We start from the raw sequence: 17,290 nt of genomic DNA on the forward strand, positions 1-17,290 counted from the left end.
AGCGGCGCCTGGCCACAGCCCGGCGCCGTTTAATCGATAGAAATCAGGTAGGTGTAATCCACTTCAATCTGGCGCAGTTTGGATTCCGGATTCCACTCTTTGGTTTGAATGATCTCCATTTCCATACTGCCGCGCACCTCATCCTTCAGCCCCGGCATCACATGCGACATCAGGTAGCCGAAAAACTGCAGACACTCTTTCGCCGTGCCCTTATGGTTGATGGAGATAAACTCGCGGCTCGGCAGATGGAAGGTGTCGATCTGATGGTTGGAAAGAATATCCTTTTTGTGTTCAGGATCGACCGCCATCACCAACGTGGACGAGAGCTCGTCGCCCTCCCCGGCATGAGGAGAATAAATGCTGTAAATTCGCCGACAGTCAACGTGCAACCCCTTGAAGAAGTCGTTGAAAATCTCGTCTTTCATCGCCATGCAGGAAGAATATTCCAGCTCCTGTTCGGAGGCGAAATCCAACCGGCGCGTGAAGCCGACCAACTGCATGTCGGGCAGCGTCAACCGCTTCACTTCCGGATAATAACCGGCACCGTAGCTGGCTTCGAAGTTAAAGCGCGGCATCAGGTTTTTCACGTCCCAGTGCGCCATCGAGCGGTAGCGATTGGGCGTGGTGCCGAAGCGCTGCTTGAACATGCGGGTGAAGGTCTGCTGTGAATCGAAGCCCAGCTCATCGGAAATGTCGATGATGGAGCGACGAGTAATGCGCAGCGCCACCGCGGCGCGCGTCAGGATGCGCGAACGGATATAGGTGGCGAGTTGAATGCCGGTAATACGCTTGAATTTACGCTGCAGATGCCACTTGGAATAGCCCGAAATACGCGCGACTTCATCCAGGTTTGGCCGTTTCTCCAGATGTATCTCCACCCACTCAATTAGCTCTTCAATAAAAAAAATGTCTTCATTTGTCATTATTATGGATTCACTGACTCAATAATGTTCGCGATAGTAACCTACACGGATTATGTGAAAGTTGTTATTTTGTGCGGAAATCTGGAGAAAAATGATATCTCATTCAGACGCTTAACCCATTTTCCGCGGTCGATGGCGGCACAAGTTCCACTGACAATTCCTCACGTTAGCCCATTTACCGGCCAAAAAAAAATCAAATCGCGCCGTCCCGATCGCCAGATGTGCGGAAAGCCGAATACCCCTACCATTAAGGCGTATTACCCTCGCATCGAATCAGGTAGAATGCTCGGCTATTATTTTTTGCCGCGCCCGCAATTCGGCGCATCGAAACTGCCGCAGGCGCGGCGCAGAAGGTATCGTTACTCTATGAAGTTCAGGCCGGTATCACCCACAGCCGCCAAAGGCTTACACATCGCCAGCTCGCCGTTCACCCACAACCAGCAAAGCACCAGCCGCATTATGCTGTGGGTGATGTTGGCGTGCATTCCCGGCATCGCAGCGCAGATTTGGTTTTTCGGCTACGGCGTGTTGATCCAGGTGGCGCTGGCGGCGATCGTCGCGCTGGCGGCGGAAGGCGCGATCCTAAAACTGCGCAAGCTGCCGGTGCGCAGCCGGCTGGCGGATAACTCCGCCCTGCTGACCGCGCTGCTGCTCGGCATCAGCCTGCCGCCGCTGGCACCCTGGTGGATGATCGTCATCGGTACGTTCTTCGCCATCGTCATCGCCAAGCAGCTGTACGGCGGCCTTGGGCAGAACCCGTTCAACCCGGCGATGGTCGGTTACGTGGTGCTGCTGATCTCCTTCCCGGTGCAGATGACCAGTTGGCTGCCGCCGGATGAGCTGCGCGCCACCGCGCTACCGTTCCACGACACACTGCTGGCCATTTTCAGCGGCCATACTTCGCAAGGCGCGACGCTGCATGAACTGCAGATGGGCGTGGACGGCATCAGCCAGGCCACGCCGCTCGATGGCTTCAAAACCGGCCTGCGCAGCGGCCACAGCGTGGAACAGGTGTTGCAGCAGCCGCTGTTCGGCGGCGCCTTGGCCGGCATCGGCTGGCAGTGGGTCAACCTCGGCTTCCTGGCCGGTGGTCTGTTTATGCTGGCGCGCCGCCTGATCCATTGGCAGATCCCGTTCAGCATGTTGGCCGCCATCGCTTTCTGTTCCGGTCTGGCCTGGTGGCTCGATCCGGCGCATCAGGCTTCGCCGCTGATCCACCTGTTTTCCGGCGCCAGCATGCTGGGCGCGTTCTTCATCGCCACCGACCCGGTCAGCGCCTCCACTACGCCGAAGGGCCGTTTAATCTACGGCGCGCTGATCGGCGTGCTGGTGTGGCTGATCCGCGTCTATGGCGGCTACCCTGACGGCGTGGCCTTCGCCGTGCTACTCGCCAACATCACCGTCCCGTTAATCGACCACTACACGCAGCCGCGCGTGTACGGCCATCGCTAAGGAGCCGCCATGCTGAATTCCATGAGAAAGCACGGCACCACGCTGGCGGTGTTTGCGGCGGTCACCACTGGCCTGACCGCCGTGGTCTACGCCCTGACGAAAACCACCATCGCCCATCAGGCGGCGCTGCAGCAAAAAGCGCTGCTCGATCAGGTGGTACCGCCGGAAAACTACGACAACATCATGCAGAACGAGTGCTTCCTGGTCAGCGACCCGGCGCTCGGCGACGGCGCGCCGCACCGTTTGTACCTGGCGCGCAAAAACGGGCAACCGACCGCCGCCGCGCTGGAAACCACCGCGCCGGACGGCTACTCTGGCGCCATCAAGCTGCTGGTCGGCGCCGATTTCAACGGCACGGTGCTCGGCACCCGGGTGATTGAGCACCACGAAACCCCGGGGCTGGGTGACAAAATTGAACTACGCATTTCCGACTGGATTTCTTTCTTCAGCGGCAAGAAAATCGAAGGCCCTGACGATAAGCGCTGGGCGGTGAAGAAAGACGGCGGTATGTTCGACCAGTTCACCGGCGCGACCATCACCCCGCGTGCGGTGGTCAATGCGGTGCGGCGCACGGCGTTGTATATGGAAACGCTGCCGCCTAAACTTGAAAGCTTACCTGCGTGTGGAGCCAGCGAATGAGTGAAGCCAAAGAATTGATCGTCCAGGGGTTGTGGAAAAATAACTCCGCCCTGGTGCAGCTGCTGGGCATGTGTCCGTTGCTGGCGGTGACGTCCACCGTCACCAACGCGCTGGGCCTGGGGCTGGCCACCACGCTGGTGCTGACGTTGACCAACGCCTCCATCTCCGCGGTGCGCCGCTGGGTACCGAGCGAGGTGCGTATTCCTATCTACGTGATGATCATCGCCGCGGTGGTGAGCATCGTGCAGATGCTGATCAACGCCTATGCCTTCGGGCTGTATCAGTCGCTGGGCATCTTTATTCCATTGATCGTGACCAACTGCATCGTGGTGGGCCGCGCCGAAGCGGTGGCCGCCAAGAAGCCGGTCGGCCTCTCGGCGCTGGACGGCATGGCTATCGGTCTCGGCGCTACTGGCGTGATGGTGACGCTGGGCTCGATGCGCGAACTGCTGGGCAACGGCACGCTGTTCGACGGTGCCGACCTACTGCTGGGCAGTTGGGCCAAGTCGCTGCGCATCGAAGTGGTGCACTTCGACAGCCCGTTCCTGCTGGCGATGCTGCCGCCGGGTGCCTTTATCGGCTTGGGGCTGCTGCTGGCGGTCAAATATCTGATCGACGAGAGAATGAAGGCGCGCAAAGCCCGCGCCGTGGCAGTGGAACCGCTGTTGGAACAAGGACGTGCTGAGAAGGCCTGATGAACAAGCAGAAGCGACTGGAAATTCTGACCCGGCTGCGCGACAACAACCCGCACCCGACCACCGAGCTGGTGTACACCACGCCATTTGAACTGCTGATTGCGGTGCTGCTGTCTGCGCAGGCCACCGACGTAAGCGTCAACAAGGCGACCGCCAAGCTGTACCCGGTCGCCAACACCCCCGCCGCCATGCTGGCGCTGGGGGTTGATGGCGTCAAGGAGTACATCAAGACCATCGGTCTGTTCAACAGCAAGGCCGAAAACGTGATCAAGACCTGCCGCATGCTGCTGGAGCTGCACGGCGGCGAAGTACCGGAGGATCGCGCCGCGCTGGAAGCACTGCCGGGCGTCGGCCGCAAGACCGCCAACGTGGTGCTCAACACGGCCTTCGGCTGGGCGACCATCGCCGTCGACACCCATATCTTCCGGGTGTGTAATCGCACCCACTTCGCGCCGGGCAAGAACGTCGATCAGGTGGAAGAGAAGCTGTTGAAGGTGGTGCCCGCCGAATTCAAGGTCGATTGCCACCACTGGCTGATCCTGCACGGGCGCTACACCTGCATCGCGCGCAAACCGCGCTGCGGTTCCTGCATTATCGAAGACCTGTGCGAGTATAAAGAAAAGGTTTATCCGGAATCCTGAGCCTGTTGGGTGCGGCAAACCGCACCCGTCGCTTCATCTCTCCCCGCCAGCGCCTCTTTTTTATCGGAAATGTGATATCGCGCAGCAGTAACCCCGGTGTTATCGCGGTTTTCAGTGAAAAACTCAGTGCCGTGTTATTTTCAAGCGAAAAATTAGTCGAAAATTGCGGTGAACGTCACGCTTTCAGGATCACAAGGCGTTCACAAATGCCAGCCCCGTTTTCTTAAATTTCTATAATTTTACAAAATGCGTCATATGCACAACATTCCAATGGATTAATAACCACACATACACTGATGCGCTAAAAAATAGCAATTCAGCAGAATATATCCCTGTTTAAAATCCGTATAGCTTTTAATCAAAACAAAAAATCGGCAAATCATTAAAACCCGAAAGTTAATACTGCATAACATTTGCAACATCGCAGCATAATCCTGCGAGCGTTAAATGTAACCGAATATGACAAACTGCTTGCCACGTTGACAAAGATAGTGAACATTAACCGCCGTCCCCATCCTATAACAACGCAAAAGGATGCCGTTCCGCATCAACTTTTGTACTTTCCCGTCCTCCAAAGACGGGCTGCGAAAAAACAGAGGTACCAGTGTCAACAGCAAACAACCAACACCCGGAGAGCGTTAGCCTTAACGCGTTCAAACAACCGAAAGCGTTCTATCTGATCTTCTCGATCGAACTGTGGGAGCGTTTCGGCTATTACGGCCTGCAGGGCATCATGGCGGTTTATCTGGTCAAGATGCTCGGCATGAGCGAAGCCGACTCCATCACCCTGTTCTCTTCCTTCAGCGCCCTGGTATACGGCTTCGTCGCCATCGGCGGCTGGCTGGGCGACAAGGTGCTGGGTGCCAAACGCGTGATCGTGCTCGGCGCACTGGTGCTGGCTGCCGGTTACGCCATGGTGGCCTACTCCGGCCACGACATCTTCTGGGTCTACATGGGTATGGCGACCATCGCCGTGGGCAGCGGCCTGTTCAAGGCTAACCCGTCCTCCCTGCTGTCCACCTGCTATGAGAAAGACGATCCGCGTCTCGACGGCGCCTTCACCATGTACTACATGTCGGTGAACATCGGTTCCTTCTTCTCCATGCTGGCCACCCCGTGGCTGGCAGCGAAATACGGCTGGAGCGTGGCGTTCTCCCTGAGCGTGGTCGGCATGCTGATCACCCTGGTCAACTTTATGATGTGCCACAAGTGGGTGAAGGAAAACGGCTCCAAGCCTGACTTCAAGCCGCTGCATCTGCCGAAACTGCTGATGGTGCTGGTCGGCATCGTGGCGTTGATCGCCGTGTCCAGCTGGCTGCTGCACAACCAGGTGATCGCGCGCTGGGCGCTGGCCCTCGTTTCCGCCGGCATCGTGCTGGTGTTCGCCAAGGAAACCTTCGCCCTGCACGGCGCCGCACGCCGCAAGATGATCGTCGCCTTCCTGTTGATGCTGGAAGCGGTGGTGTTCTTCGTGCTGTACAGCCAAATGCCAACCTCACTGAACTTCTTCGCCATCCACAACGTGGAACACAGCATCTTCGGCATCGCCTTCGAGCCTGAGCAGTATCAGGCGCTGAACCCATTCTGGATCATGCTCGCCAGCCCGATTCTGGCCGCGCTGTATAACAAAATGGGCGATCGCCTGCCGATGCCGCACAAGTTCGCTTTCGGTATGATCCTGTGCTCCTGCGCCTTCCTGGTGCTGCCATGGGGCGCCAGCTTCGCCAACGAACAGGGCATTGTGTCGGTCAACTGGCTGATCCTGAGCTACGCGCTGCAGAGCATCGGTGAGCTGATGATTTCCGGCCTGGGTCTGGCGATGGTGGCACAGCTGGTGCCGCAGCGTCTGATGGGCTTCATCATGGGTTCCTGGTTCCTGACCACCGCCGCCGCCGCGCTGATCGCCGGTAAGGTTGCCGGTCTGACCGCCGTCCCAAGCGACATCAACGACGCGCACGCTTCGCTGGCCATCTACAGCCATGTGTTTATGCAAATCGGCATCGTCACCGCCGTCATTGCTATCCTGATGATGCTGACCGCGCCGAAACTGTACCGCATGACGCTGGATACCACCGAAGACGCCAATCAGAAAGCGCAGGAAGCCACCGCGGCTCACTGATCGTCGGCAGATTGGGCGTAAATAAAAACACCGAGGTTAACGCCCCGGTGTTTTTTTATGCCCGCAATAAACGGGTTTACGCTGATTTGGGTTTATCGCTCAGGTTGGCCCACATGAATTCGCTTACCAGTGCGCTGTGGAATGCCGCCTGTTGCTTGTCGGCGGCGGCGCTGTGCCCGCCTTCGGTATTTTCATAGAAATAAGCCTGCTGATACCCCATCGCCTGCATGCGCGCCGCCATTTTGCGCGCGTGGGCCGGGTTGACCCGATCGTCGCTGGTCGCGGTATAGAACAACACCGGCGGATAGGCCGTCTGCGTCTGAATGTTGTGGTACGGCGAGAAGGTCTTGATGTAGGCCCACTCCTCCGGCTTGCTCGGGTCACCGTATTCGGCGATCCACGACGCGCCGGCAGAAAGCTGCGTATAGCGCTGCATGTCCAGCAGCGGCACTTCGCAAACGATGCAGCCGAACAGCTGCGGATACAACGTCAGCATATTGCCCACTAACAGGCCGCCGTTGCTGCCGCCGCGCGCGCCCAGATGCGGTGCCGAGGTCACCTTGCGTGCGATGAGATCTTCGGCCACGGCGGCGAAATCCTCGTAGGCGCGATGGCGGTTCTGCTTGAGCGCCGCCTGATGCCAGGCCGGGCCGTATTCGCCGCCGCCGCGGATGTTGGCCACCACGTATACCCCACCGCGTTCCAGCCAGGCCGGCGCCTTGCCGCCGAGATAGCCCGGCAGCAGCGGCACTTCAAACCCGCCGTAGCCATACAGCAGCGTCGGCGTGCTGCCGTCCGGTTTGAGATCTTTGGCGGCAATCTGGAAATACGGCACGCGGGTGCCGTCCTTGGAACGCGCAAAATGCTGGCTCACTTGGTAGCCTGACGCGTCAAAATCCTGCGGCGCCTGTTTCAGCAGCGTCGCCTCACCGCCATCGAGGTTGCCCATATACAGTGAGGTCGGTTGCAGGAACCCGCTGACCGTCAGGAAATAGGCGTTGCTCTCTTCGTCGATGCCGCCGGCGGAAAGGGTGCTGATGGCGCCGGGGTTGCCCAGCGGACGACGTTGCCAGCTGCCGCCCTGCGGCGTCAGCACTTCCAGACGGTTGACCACGTTATCCATGATACTGAGGATCAGATGATCGCGGGTGCCGCTGTAGCCGCTCAGCGCCTGCTCCGCCGTTGGGGTAAACAGCAGTTGCAGCTCGCGCTTACCCGCCAGATAGTCATCGAAGTTGGCCGCCAGCAGCGCGCCGGACGGATAGCGCTTGCCGCCCACCTCCCAGTCGCTGCTCGGTTTGATCAGCAGCCATTCCCGATGCGTATCCAGTTCGGCGTCGGCCGGGATATCGATTTTTTTCTGCCGGCCGTCCTGCATCAGCAAGAAATAGTCGCGGCGGTAGAAGTCCAGGCTGCGGCCGACGAAATCGCGCTCAAAACCCGGCGTGCGGTCGTGATAGGCGAAGACCGCCATGTCCTCGGGCTGCGCTTCGTACAGCGTTTCGGCGGCGCTCAGCGGCGTGCCGCGCCGCCAGCGCTTGGCGATGCGCGCGTAGCCGGACTGGGTCATCGAGCCGGGGCCGAAATCGGTGGCGATGAACAGCGTATCCCGATCGACCCAGGAGACCCGACTTTTCGCCACCGGTACATTAAAACCGTCTTTGACGAAGCGTTTGGCCACCAGATCGAATTCGCGGATCTCGGTGGCGTCACCGCCGTCCGGCGACAGCTGCATCAGGCAATAACGGTATTCCGGCGCCAGCGGTTGCGAGCCCTGATAGACCCAATCCTTGCCCTCCGCTTTGCCCAACGCATCGATATCCAGCACCGTCTCCCAGGCCGGTTTGGCCTTGCGGTACTCGTCCAGCGTGGTGCGCCGCAGCAGGCCGCGCGGGTTGGCCCGATCCTGCCAGAAGTTGTAATAGTACTCGCCGCGTTTGCTCACCCACGGGATTTGGGTGTCTTTATTAAGGATATCCAGGACTTCGCGCTCAATGCGCTGAAAGTCTTCACCCTGGCCGAAACGCGCCACGGTGCGCTGATTTTCCTGCTGCACCCATTGCAGCGCTTTTTTACCCTGCAGCTCCTCCAGCCACAGGAAGTCATCGCTGGCGGCCGCGCCGCCCTCCGCCGCCATCGCCAGGCGGATACTGTTAGGTAATGAAGTCATCGCGAATACGGCTCCTGCGGTTTGCGCACTGAGTTTAATGAACTGACGTCGATTGGTGACCGGCAAAATCAAGCTCCTTTTGAGTCGGCTACAACGCCGCCCCGTCATGGGCGACAGCCTGTGAAATAAGAGTCATTTTCAACAAGGTAGGCGTTTGGCGGCGCGGAGTCAAAGCCCGCGGGCACCGCGTTGAGTCAGGATTGAGGATAGTGGATCAGATCGTGGATGCGCACCGTTTGTGAACTGGCGTTGCGGTAGGCGTGCGGCCGATCGGCCTGAAAGCGCATCGCTTCGCCGGCCGCCAGGCTGTGCCATTCGCCGTCGATCGCCAATTCTAGTCGGCCGCTGATCACGATCACATGCTCGATCACGCCCGGCTCATGGGGCGACGATTCGCTGAGCGCGCCCGGTGCGAGATCGATGACGAACATATCGAAACCCAGCTGGCGGTCGTAGGGAAACAGCGGCACCACGCGCATATCAGCATTGTCCTGATCGTACACCGGCAGTTCACCGTAGCGGTGCAGCGTCGCCTGTTGCTGAGCGGGCGACGCCTCAAGAAAGGCGGAGAACGCCACGTTGAAGCCGGTGGCGATCTTCCACAGCGTCGCCACCGTCGGGCTGGATTCACCGCGTTCAATCTGCCCGAGCATCGCTTTGCTGACGCCGGTGTATTCCGCCGCCTGCGTCAGGCTCCAGCCGCGCTGTGTGCGCAGCGTGCGAAGGGTGTGCGCCAAATGGCCGGCAAGTTCCTGCATCCTGTTCTCCTCTGCGTATCGTGCCCGATTATACCCGCTTGTGCGCTATAGCGCACGGTGCTATGCTGATTTCTTGTCGTGCGTTATAACGCACAATTACCGATTGGAGCTCCTCATGCGCCCAGCCCTCTCCCTGCGCCATCTGACCCTGCCCGCCATCATGGCCGGCTTTGTCGCCGTTCTGGTGGGTTACACCAGCTCTGCCGCGATCATTTTCCAGGCCGCCGCCGCCGCAGGCGCCACGCCGGCGCAGATCGGCGGCTGGCTGAGCGCACTGGGGATCGCGATGGGTGTCACCTCGCTCGGGCTCTCGCTTTACTACCGCACCCCGATCCTCACCGCCTGGTCGACGCCCGGCGCGGCGCTGCTGGTCACCAGCCTGCCCGGCACGCCGATCAACGAGGCGATCGGCGTGTTTATCTTCGCTTCCGGTCTGATCCTGCTGTGCGGCGTCACCGGGCTGTTCGCCCGCCTGATGGACTACATCCCGCAGGCGATTTCTGCGGCGATGCTGGCGGGGATCTTGCTGCGTTTCGGGCTGGACGCCTTCGCTTCGCTGCAGCTCAATTTCCCCCTCAGCGCCGGCATGGGGCTGGCCTATCTGCTCAGCCGCCGTTATCAACCGCGCTACGCCATCGTGCTGACGCTGGCGGTTGGGCTGGCGATCGCCGCGCTGCAGGGCAATATCCAGCTGACGCAGCAAGCGCCGGCGTTCGCCATGCCGGAATTTATCGCGCCGCATTTCAATTGGCCGACGCTGCTCGGCATCGGCGTGCCCTTCTTCGTGGTCACCATGGCTTCGCAAAACGCCCCCGGCATCGCCACGCTGCAGGCGGCGGGCTACCGCGTCCCCACCTCACCGCTGATCGCCTGGACGGCGCTGACCGCACTGCTGCTGGCGCCGTTCGGCGGCTTCTCGGTGTGCATCGCCGCCATTACCGCCGCCATCTGCATGGGGCCGGACGTGCATCCCGATCCGCAGCGGCGCTATATGGGCGCGGTGGCCGCCGGCGGCTTCTACCTGCTGGCCGGGTTGTTCGGCGGCGCCATCGGCCTGCTGTTCAGCGCGTTGCCGGTCGCCTTGATCCACACCATTGCCGGGCTGGCGTTGCTCGGCACCATCGGCGGCAGCCTGCAACGCGCGCTGCATGATGAAAAACAGCGCGACGCGGCGCTGATCGCCTTCCTAATCACCGCCTCCGGCGTCACGCTGCTCGGCATCGGTTCGGCCTTCTGGGGGATTGTCGGCGGCGCCATCGCCCATCTGCTGCTGTCGCTGCCGCGGCGAACCACCGAGGCGTAACGGGCGGTCTACATTGACAAGCGGCGCCGTGGCGCCTTCACTTTCTCTGTCGTCTGAATGTCAATCCACCTAATAAGTGACGCCGTCACCAAGGAAGCTTATGACCGAGAAAGCCGCGCTGTTGGCCCAGCGCCTGATACGCAATGTCGAACAGGTAGAGATGAAGCATGACCGGCGGCCGCCGCTGTATGACAGCGTCGGCGCTCGTCTCGGCACCGGCACCGCCGCCGACAAGCTGGGCGCTTCTTTCGATTGTGTGGCGCCGGGCATGCGCTCCTGCCCCTACCATTTTCACTACGCTCAGGAGGAAATGTTCATCATTTTGGAAGGCAGCGGTACGCTGCGCGTGGCCGGAGAAATGCTGCCGATCGTCAGCGGGGATGTCATTTTCATTCCGCCTGGCCCGGAATACCCGCACCAGATCATCAACACCTCCGATGCGCCGCTGAAGTACCTGTCCGTCAGCACGCGCGAACAGCCGGAAGTGGTGATGTATCCGGACTCAGGCAAATACCAGGCGATGGCGCGCGGCAATGACGGCGAACAGGTGCGTTATCTGCAACGCCCTTCAGCCTCGCTCGATTACTGGCAGGATGAACCCTGAATCGCCGGCCGGCAACGGGAGATCCAACGCGCGCGCCGCCAGCTCGGCCACGCGGAAGTCGATATCCGCCGCCTGCCCGTCTTCCATAAACCAGGCGGCGGAGAGCCCCGCCCAGGCCAGGATCCATTGCAGCAAGCGCCGGCGTTCCAGCCCGGCCAAGCGACAGACCTGTTCCACGCGCCGCTGGAAAATGGCCGGATCGGTGGCGATGCCGTAGTTGGGATTACAGAAGATATTGGCGTAATCGAAGCCCCGTTCGCCGTACAAACGCTTGGGATCGATCGCCAGCCAGCCGCGTTCGCCGAAGTCCAGCACGTTGTCATGGTGGATATCACCGTGCAGCACGCTTTCATCTCGCGGGCTACTCAGCAATTCCGCCGCCGTCGTGGCGCTGAGACGCAGCATGCCGCCGTGCGCCTGCGCCGCCGGCCACAGCGAGCTGAACCACTCTTGCAACGGGATCAATTCGGGCAGCGGTGCCGCGCGCGGCGCATGCAAGGCGGCGATCGCCCGGCACAGGATCGCCGTGGCCTGCTCATCGTCGCCATCACGCACCAGCTGCGCCAACGAGCTTTCGCCCTGTGCGCGCTCCAGCAGAATGCCGTCTTCGTGCCACGCCAACACCTGCGCGGCGCCTTCCCCGCGCCACCAGCACATCAGCTGGCCGCCGAAGCGCTCCTCCTGCTCGCGGGCGATCTTCAGCATGGCGGCCTCGCCCCGGTAACGCACCGGCATCAGCAGGCTGCTGTGGGTTTCGAAGGCTTTACCGTCCTGTTCCAGTTGCCAGCGTTGCAGGTAGGGAGTAAAAAGCGGGTTCATCGTCTCATGCGTCCTTGTGGCCGATCTGCGCCGCACTGTCACATTCGGGTGAGAGACGACGTATAAAATAAAGAGGGATGATACGCTCATATATCATCGGTGTGCGGCGTCTGGCCGCCGTTTCCTCAGTATCCTAACCAAGTTTGTCGATTTTATTAACCGGTCTTGCGCGGGGTTTGATCATGACATCATTAAAACGCACGAATTATCCGCAGTTGCCTACGCCGGGCGGCCCCTATGTGCATGCGGTGCGCCACGGCGATCGCCTGTATGTGTCGGGCTTGACGGCCTTCGCCACCGACGCGCAAGGCTTGAACGCGCCGGAACAGACGCAGGAGATCCTCGAGCAATTGGCGACCATCGCCGCCAGCGAAGGCGTGAATCTCAAGGCCTTGATTAAAATCAGCGTGTTCCTGACCGACATCGCCGATCTGGCGGGCGTGCGCCCGGTGCTGTTTGACTATTTCGACGGCGCGCTGCCGGCCTGTTCACTGATGGCGGTCAGCGCGTTGTTCTCACCGCAGGTGTGCGTAGAGATAGAGGCGGTGATGGCGTTGCAATAAGGCGCGGCTAGAGCACAATGCTGATTCAGTTAAGCGTTTTTCTGCAGGCGTTCGTGACATTTTCGGTCGATAAAAGTGAGATGCCTCATGTGGCTCACTCACCTCGACCGAGCCAGGGGCCGAAGGCGCGGCCCCTGGCAACCCGCGCCTTTGCCCTATCAGACGGTTGGCTTTGCCAACTGCCCTCTCTCCGCCATAGCACATTGAGGCCGGTTGCGACAGGCGTCCCTGCCTGTCTCACCTGAAACCGCCGTCCATGGCGGTTTCTCCTAATGCGCTATGCCTGCGTTCGGCGTCTTCAAGGGCGCCCAACACCGCGCTCATCTCCAACTTCTCTGCCATAACCTCATCAGCGGCAGATTTCCCGGTAGCTGCCAGCTCGGGTGTTGACCTTTAACGCGCATCACCGGCTGCCGAGCAAGGCGGCGTTGTCAGGGGCAACCGGCCAGGGAAGGCCGGTTGAGGCGAGACTAACAGGGACGTTTGTCGCAGCCGACCCGCCCGACAATGCAGACACGGCGAGGGTATCCGCGCAGCGGACAGGCGGTGTTAAGCAAAGGCGCGGGTGTAGGGGCCGCGCCATCGGCCCCTACAATTGCCGTTCATGTTGGCCACAAAGAAATGCGGAACATTGACGGCAATTCCCCTGCACAGAACGCCCAGAGGCTGGATAAGAAAAATGCCACTCAGGCTTAAGTGAGCGGCATTGCGGCTAGAGCGCGCCTTCATCCGGCATGCAGGGGCCGATCTTGAACCAGGCTTTGGCGATCTGCCCCTGTTCCACTTCGTAAATGGCGATGACATCCATTTTGCCGCGCCCCTGCGGGAAGTTGCGCGTCACCACTTCCTGATCGACCACCATATTCCCCACCGCCATGCGTTTTATCCGTTCGCCATACAGACTCGGCTCCTGGAAACGCACAAGATGCCGTTCACGGATCGCCGCCTTGCCGCTGGCCAGCAGCGTGTCGGGATGCTCGTAATACTGCGCGTCGTCCGCCCAGCAGGCCATAAAGGCCTCGATGTCGCGGGCGTTATAGGCGTCAAGCTGTTGTTGAACCACATCCTGCGGGCGTGCCGTTTTATCGTTCATCACATCCTCCTGCCGAAGTTAACCGCCGCATACGTCGAACCCATCACGTTAACCGCCCAGTGCTGCAGCTTGATGACACGGCGAGATTTGAATAAAAAACCAAAAATAGCGAATAAATAACCTATCACGCCCGATGGGTAATTCAAGCGCCCGTGCATAAATTTTCTGCGCCGCGCCAGGGGCGGTGAAAACCGCATAACGCCACGCGTTAATCTTTGCGGCGGTTAGGGAAATTCTGCTAATTTAGCGTGAACAGCCTGATGATAACGAAACGCTATGCAGCAAAAACCGGTGTTGGACGAAGCCAGACAGTTAAAACGACTCAACGCCGCCACGCGGCGCCAATCCCATATGTACAAATGGATCGCGCTGATTGCTGCGCTAGATGCGCTGTTGGTGTTTTGGTATGACCGGGATATGCGCAACGTCACCTTCTCGGGAGCGGTTGCGCTGGTGTGCGGCTATTTGTGGATCCGCGATCGCAACAAGGCCCGGGGTTACCGGCGCGAGTTCGACCGCAAATTCGGCAAGCGCAGCGGCGATTAAGGCTGCATTGCTTCCAGCACTTTAGCGCTGTCGACGATCTGCACGAACTTCACGATTTTTCCGGCGCGAAGCGTATAAATATGCGCAAAGGAGGCGCTGAAGGATTTGCCGGTGGCCCGGTAAGTGCCGTGATAAAAACCCTGAGCGATCACGTTGTCGCCGGCATCGTAAAAGTGATCGACGTCGGCGCGGTAACCTTGCCATTCGCTGCCCAGGCGCTGATGCACGTTCTTGATGATGTTCTCCGGGCCGATATAGGTACCGGCGTAAGGGAAACCCGCGGCTTCGGTCCACTCTGCATCGGGGGCCAGCGCCGCCAGCAGATTGCGGCCGTTTTCTTCGGAGCTGCCTTCATAGGTTGCGCGCACTATTTCAAGAGGGGTTGGCATGTCTCTTCTCCAAATGGCTGATGAGGATATTCCGGCCATCCCCGCGGACACAGGCTCTCACCAAGCGGAGACGGCGGAATGCGGCTATTCTAGGTTGCTTGTTTCGCTGCAAAAACCGCAGTTATGACAATAGTGGGTTGCACTTTAGTAAACAATAGCCATTTTTCTGTCATTTTCCCGGCATCCGACACGGCTATGCTGATTGACCGATTTTCCCCAACAGGAGCTGAACGTGTCTTTACCCTCGCTGACGCAAGAGTTGTTACAACCGTTTTCCCCCTACCAAACGCTGGCGCAAACGCTGTTGCCGCTCACCCTCGAGTCGGACGACGGTTCGCATGACGTGGCGCACCTGCATCGAGTCTGGAAGAACTGCCGCCACATCAGCAAGCTGGAAGGCGGCGACCGGCGCATTCTCTGCGCGGCGGTGCTGCTGCATGACGCCGTGGCGGTGGAAAAAAACTCGCCGCAGCGCCATCTGGCCTCGCGCATGGCGGCGGAGCAAGCCACGCTGACGCTGACCCGGCTGGAATGGGCGCCGGCGGACATCGCGGCGGTAGCCCACGCCATTGAAGCGCACAGTTTTTCCGCTGGCATCCCCCCGCAAACGCTGGAGGCAAAGATCCTGCAGGACGCCGATCGTCTCGACGCCATTGGCCTGATTGGCGTGGCGCGCTGCTTCTATATCGGCGGCCGCATGCGCAGTGCGCTGTACGACGCCGCCGACCCGCGGGCCGAACATCGCCAATACGACGACAAACGTTTCAGCCTGGATCACTTCGAAACCAAGCTGTTCAAACTGCAAGACGGCTTCCAGACTGCCGCCGGGCGGCACATGGCCGAGCTTCGTACCGAACGCATGCGGCGTTTTGTCGATGATCTGCTGGAAGAGGTGTAATGCCGGCCTACGGGGCATTTTCGTTATGCCCATAACATTTTCGGTCACATAACACCGTTAAACTGAAAGCCAACTTCACCGAACGGGCGGCACAGATGAAAAAGTTGACGTTGAAAGAGATGACGGAAAGCGAGCAACGGGAAGTCAAAACCGAGCTGGACAAAGCGCGTAAAAGCCACGGCCGGCCGCTGACCAACGCCGAACAGCACAAGGTCAAGGATGAAGTGGTGGCGCGCATCATGGCCGCCAGAGCAAAGCTCGCTAAGGCAGAGCGTGCAGAACGCAAAGCCAACCGCTACCGGCCAAGCGGCGACACCTTCAGTTGGTCTGCCACTATCGGCTCCCGCCCGCCGCGCTGAGCCAGTCAAACCCTCCCCGCCGCGGCGGGGATTTTATTTATTAGCCAAACTCATCCCTGCTGATGAATCATGAATAACAATGTTATCAATCTGTTGTAAATTGACAGCCTGATGAAGAATATTCATTATCACCCCACTTCCCCTTTTCACGAGACTGCCATGGCCTACCCACGCAACGCTGATATTCTGATGACACCTGCGTTGTCCGTTGGCGGTTTGGCGGCGGTTAAATCGAAGAAACAGACGCTCATTTGACCGGGGCGAGCTGTCCCGTCAGATGAGCTGACTGGATGGCCTGCAACGCCCCGCCTTCAATTTTCTCATCTGGCTTCTCTGTCGGTCACACAGAAGGAATATTTTATGGCCTCATTTTCGGGTATTTGGGTGGCGATGGTTACCCCTTTCAATCAAGATGCCGTCGATCTGCCGGCGGTTAAACGCCTGGCGCGGCACCTGCTCGACGCCGGCATCGACGGCCTGGTGGTCTGCGGCTCTACCGGTGAAGCCGCCGCGCTGAGCAAGGAAGAACAGCTGGCGGTGCTCGACGCCGTGCTGGAGGTGGCGCCCGCCCATCAGGTGGTGATGGGCCTTTCCGGCAATAACATGGCCGCCACGCTGCAGATGCAGCAGGCCATTCAGCTGCGCGACATCGCCGGCGTGCTGATCCCGGCGCCTTACTACATCCGCCCTTCGCAATGCGGCCTGATCGACTATTTCACCCAGTTGGCCGACGCCTCCACCGTGCCGGTGATCCTGTACAACATTCCGCAGCGCACCGGCATCGCCATGGAGCTGGCCACGCTGCGCCGGCTCGCACGTCACCCGCGCATCACCGCCATCAAGGACTGCGGCGGCAACCCTGACGCTACCATGGCGCTGATCGCCGACGGCGAAATCGATGTGATGACCGGGGAGGACAATCTGATCCTCACCACGCTGTGCCTCGGCGGCACCGGTGCCATTTCCGCCGCCGCGCATGTTCACCCGGAACGTTTCGTCCAGCTGGTACAGCAAGTCGCCACCGGCGATCTGGCCGCTGCGCGCAGCAACTTCTATGAGCTGCTGCCGATGATCCACCAGATGTTCAGCTTCCCGAATCCGGCGCCGGTCAAGACGGTACTGGCCCAACAGGGGCTGATCGCCAATGAGTTACGTTCGCCCATGCAGGTGGCGCCGCAGGCGCTGCAACAGCAGATCGCCGCAACGCTGGCGCAGTTGCAGACAGCCGAGGCGCTCATCGGTTAAATTTGTAAGCTAAGCCGCTGTAATTTTGGCGCTATGGGACTACGATGAGAGGTTAAGCATGCCCGTCATTCGTC

General features: G+C 59.9%; 18 protein-coding genes. 12 read left to right on the forward strand and 6 right to left on the reverse strand.

The window, feature by feature from the left end; all coding sequences use genetic code 11:
* Positions 1-29 precede the first annotated feature (29 nt).
* Positions 30-923 (reverse strand): helix-turn-helix domain-containing protein, encoded by an 894-nt coding sequence (locus tag RE418_RS19600; protein ID WP_025302685.1) that lies wholly within the window; start codon positions 921-923, stop codon positions 30-32.
* A gap of 366 nt (positions 924-1,289) precedes the next feature.
* Between RE418_RS19600 and rsxD the strand changes: the two genes are divergently transcribed.
* From rsxD to dtpA, 5 genes are all read left to right on the forward strand, one after another.
* On the forward strand, positions 1,290-2,375 hold the full coding sequence (gene rsxD, locus RE418_RS19605; RefSeq protein WP_025302684.1) for an electron transport complex subunit RsxD: 1,086 nt from the start codon (positions 1,290-1,292) through the stop codon (positions 2,373-2,375).
* 9 nt (positions 2,376-2,384) lie between these two features.
* Positions 2,385-3,014 carry an electron transport complex subunit RsxG gene (rsxG, locus tag RE418_RS19610; protein ID WP_025302683.1) on the forward strand — a complete coding sequence of 210 codons (630 nt, stop codon included), beginning with the start codon at positions 2,385-2,387 and terminating at the stop codon, positions 3,012-3,014.
* Positions 3,011-3,709 (forward strand): electron transport complex subunit E, encoded by a 699-nt coding sequence (locus tag RE418_RS19615; RefSeq protein ID WP_025302682.1) that lies wholly within the window; start codon positions 3,011-3,013, stop codon positions 3,707-3,709. The genes rsxG and RE418_RS19615 overlap by 4 nt, the downstream gene beginning before the upstream one ends.
* Positions 3,709-4,350 carry an endonuclease III gene (gene nth, locus RE418_RS19620; protein WP_019455952.1) on the forward strand — a complete coding sequence of 214 codons (642 nt, stop codon included), beginning with the start codon at positions 3,709-3,711 and terminating at the stop codon, positions 4,348-4,350. The genes RE418_RS19615 and nth overlap by 1 nt, the downstream gene beginning before the upstream one ends.
* Before the next feature lie 604 nt (positions 4,351-4,954).
* Positions 4,955-6,469 carry a dipeptide/tripeptide permease DtpA gene (gene dtpA, locus RE418_RS19625; protein WP_025302681.1) on the forward strand — a complete coding sequence of 505 codons (1,515 nt, stop codon included), beginning with the start codon at positions 4,955-4,957 and terminating at the stop codon, positions 6,467-6,469.
* Between the two features lie 76 nt (positions 6,470-6,545).
* Here dtpA and RE418_RS19630 read toward each other — a convergent pair whose 3' ends face one another.
* Both RE418_RS19630 and RE418_RS19635 read right to left on the reverse strand, forming a co-directional pair.
* Entirely contained in the window at positions 6,546-8,639 is a 2,094-nt protein-coding gene (locus RE418_RS19630) for a prolyl oligopeptidase family protein (protein ID WP_127146136.1), read from the reverse strand.
* Positions 8,640-8,833: 194 nt separating this feature from the next.
* A complete protein-coding gene (locus RE418_RS19635) occupies positions 8,834-9,397 on the reverse strand; it encodes a helix-turn-helix domain-containing protein (RefSeq protein ID WP_025302679.1) in 564 nt (187 codons plus the stop codon).
* A 115-nt stretch (positions 9,398-9,512) separates the two neighbouring features.
* On the opposite strand from RE418_RS19635, the gene RE418_RS19640 reads away from it, so the two are divergent.
* On the forward strand, positions 9,513-10,700 hold the full coding sequence (locus RE418_RS19640) for a benzoate/H(+) symporter BenE family transporter (protein ID WP_049295487.1): 1,188 nt from the start codon (positions 9,513-9,515) through the stop codon (positions 10,698-10,700).
* A 100-nt stretch (positions 10,701-10,800) separates the two neighbouring features.
* Complete coding sequence (locus RE418_RS19645) at positions 10,801-11,304, forward strand: cupin domain-containing protein (protein WP_033652588.1); 504 nt, start codon at positions 10,801-10,803, stop codon at positions 11,302-11,304.
* On the opposite strand, the gene RE418_RS19650 is transcribed toward RE418_RS19645, so the two are convergent.
* Positions 11,269-12,123: an aminoglycoside phosphotransferase family protein gene (locus RE418_RS19650; RefSeq protein ID WP_025302676.1), complete on the reverse strand. Its 855-nt coding sequence runs from the start codon at positions 12,121-12,123 to the stop codon at positions 11,269-11,271. The genes RE418_RS19645 and RE418_RS19650 overlap by 36 nt on opposite strands.
* 182 nt (positions 12,124-12,305) lie before the next feature.
* Between RE418_RS19650 and RE418_RS19655 the strand changes: the two genes are divergently transcribed.
* A complete protein-coding gene (locus RE418_RS19655; protein WP_025302675.1) occupies positions 12,306-12,686 on the forward strand; it encodes a RidA family protein in 381 nt (126 codons plus the stop codon).
* 712 nt (positions 12,687-13,398) lie between these two features.
* Here RE418_RS19655 and RE418_RS19660 read toward each other — a convergent pair.
* Positions 13,399-13,779 carry a nuclear transport factor 2 family protein gene (locus RE418_RS19660; protein WP_025302674.1) on the reverse strand — a complete coding sequence of 127 codons (381 nt, stop codon included), beginning with the start codon at positions 13,777-13,779 and terminating at the stop codon, positions 13,399-13,401.
* A 276-nt stretch (positions 13,780-14,055) separates the two neighbouring features.
* Here RE418_RS19660 and RE418_RS19665 point away from each other — a divergent pair, with 276 nt between their 5' ends.
* Positions 14,056-14,325 carry a hypothetical protein gene (locus tag RE418_RS19665; protein ID WP_004938382.1) on the forward strand — a complete coding sequence of 90 codons (270 nt, stop codon included), beginning with the start codon at positions 14,056-14,058 and terminating at the stop codon, positions 14,323-14,325.
* Here RE418_RS19665 and RE418_RS19670 read toward each other — a convergent pair.
* The gene (locus tag RE418_RS19670; RefSeq protein WP_004938379.1) at positions 14,322-14,714 is read right to left on the reverse strand and encodes a nuclear transport factor 2 family protein; all 393 of its coding nucleotides are present in this window, start codon (positions 14,712-14,714) and stop codon (positions 14,322-14,324) included. The genes RE418_RS19665 and RE418_RS19670 overlap by 4 nt on opposite strands.
* A gap of 202 nt (positions 14,715-14,916) precedes the next feature.
* Between RE418_RS19670 and RE418_RS19675 the strand changes: the two genes are divergently transcribed.
* From RE418_RS19675 to dapA, 3 genes are all read left to right on the forward strand, one after another.
* The gene (locus RE418_RS19675; protein WP_049204298.1) at positions 14,917-15,612 is read left to right on the forward strand and encodes an HD domain-containing protein; all 696 of its coding nucleotides are present in this window, start codon (positions 14,917-14,919) and stop codon (positions 15,610-15,612) included.
* A gap of 95 nt (positions 15,613-15,707) precedes the next feature.
* Complete coding sequence (locus tag RE418_RS19680) at positions 15,708-15,971, forward strand: DUF3811 domain-containing protein (protein WP_004938373.1); 264 nt, start codon at positions 15,708-15,710, stop codon at positions 15,969-15,971.
* A gap of 360 nt (positions 15,972-16,331) precedes the next feature.
* Complete coding sequence (dapA, locus tag RE418_RS19685) at positions 16,332-17,216, forward strand: 4-hydroxy-tetrahydrodipicolinate synthase (protein WP_025302672.1); 885 nt, start codon at positions 16,332-16,334, stop codon at positions 17,214-17,216.
* Positions 17,217-17,290: the final 74 nt, after the last annotated feature.

The organism is Serratia sp. szju (genome assembly GCF_044594185.1).
Classification (GTDB): domain Bacteria; phylum Pseudomonadota; class Gammaproteobacteria; order Enterobacterales; family Enterobacteriaceae; genus Serratia; species Serratia bockelmannii.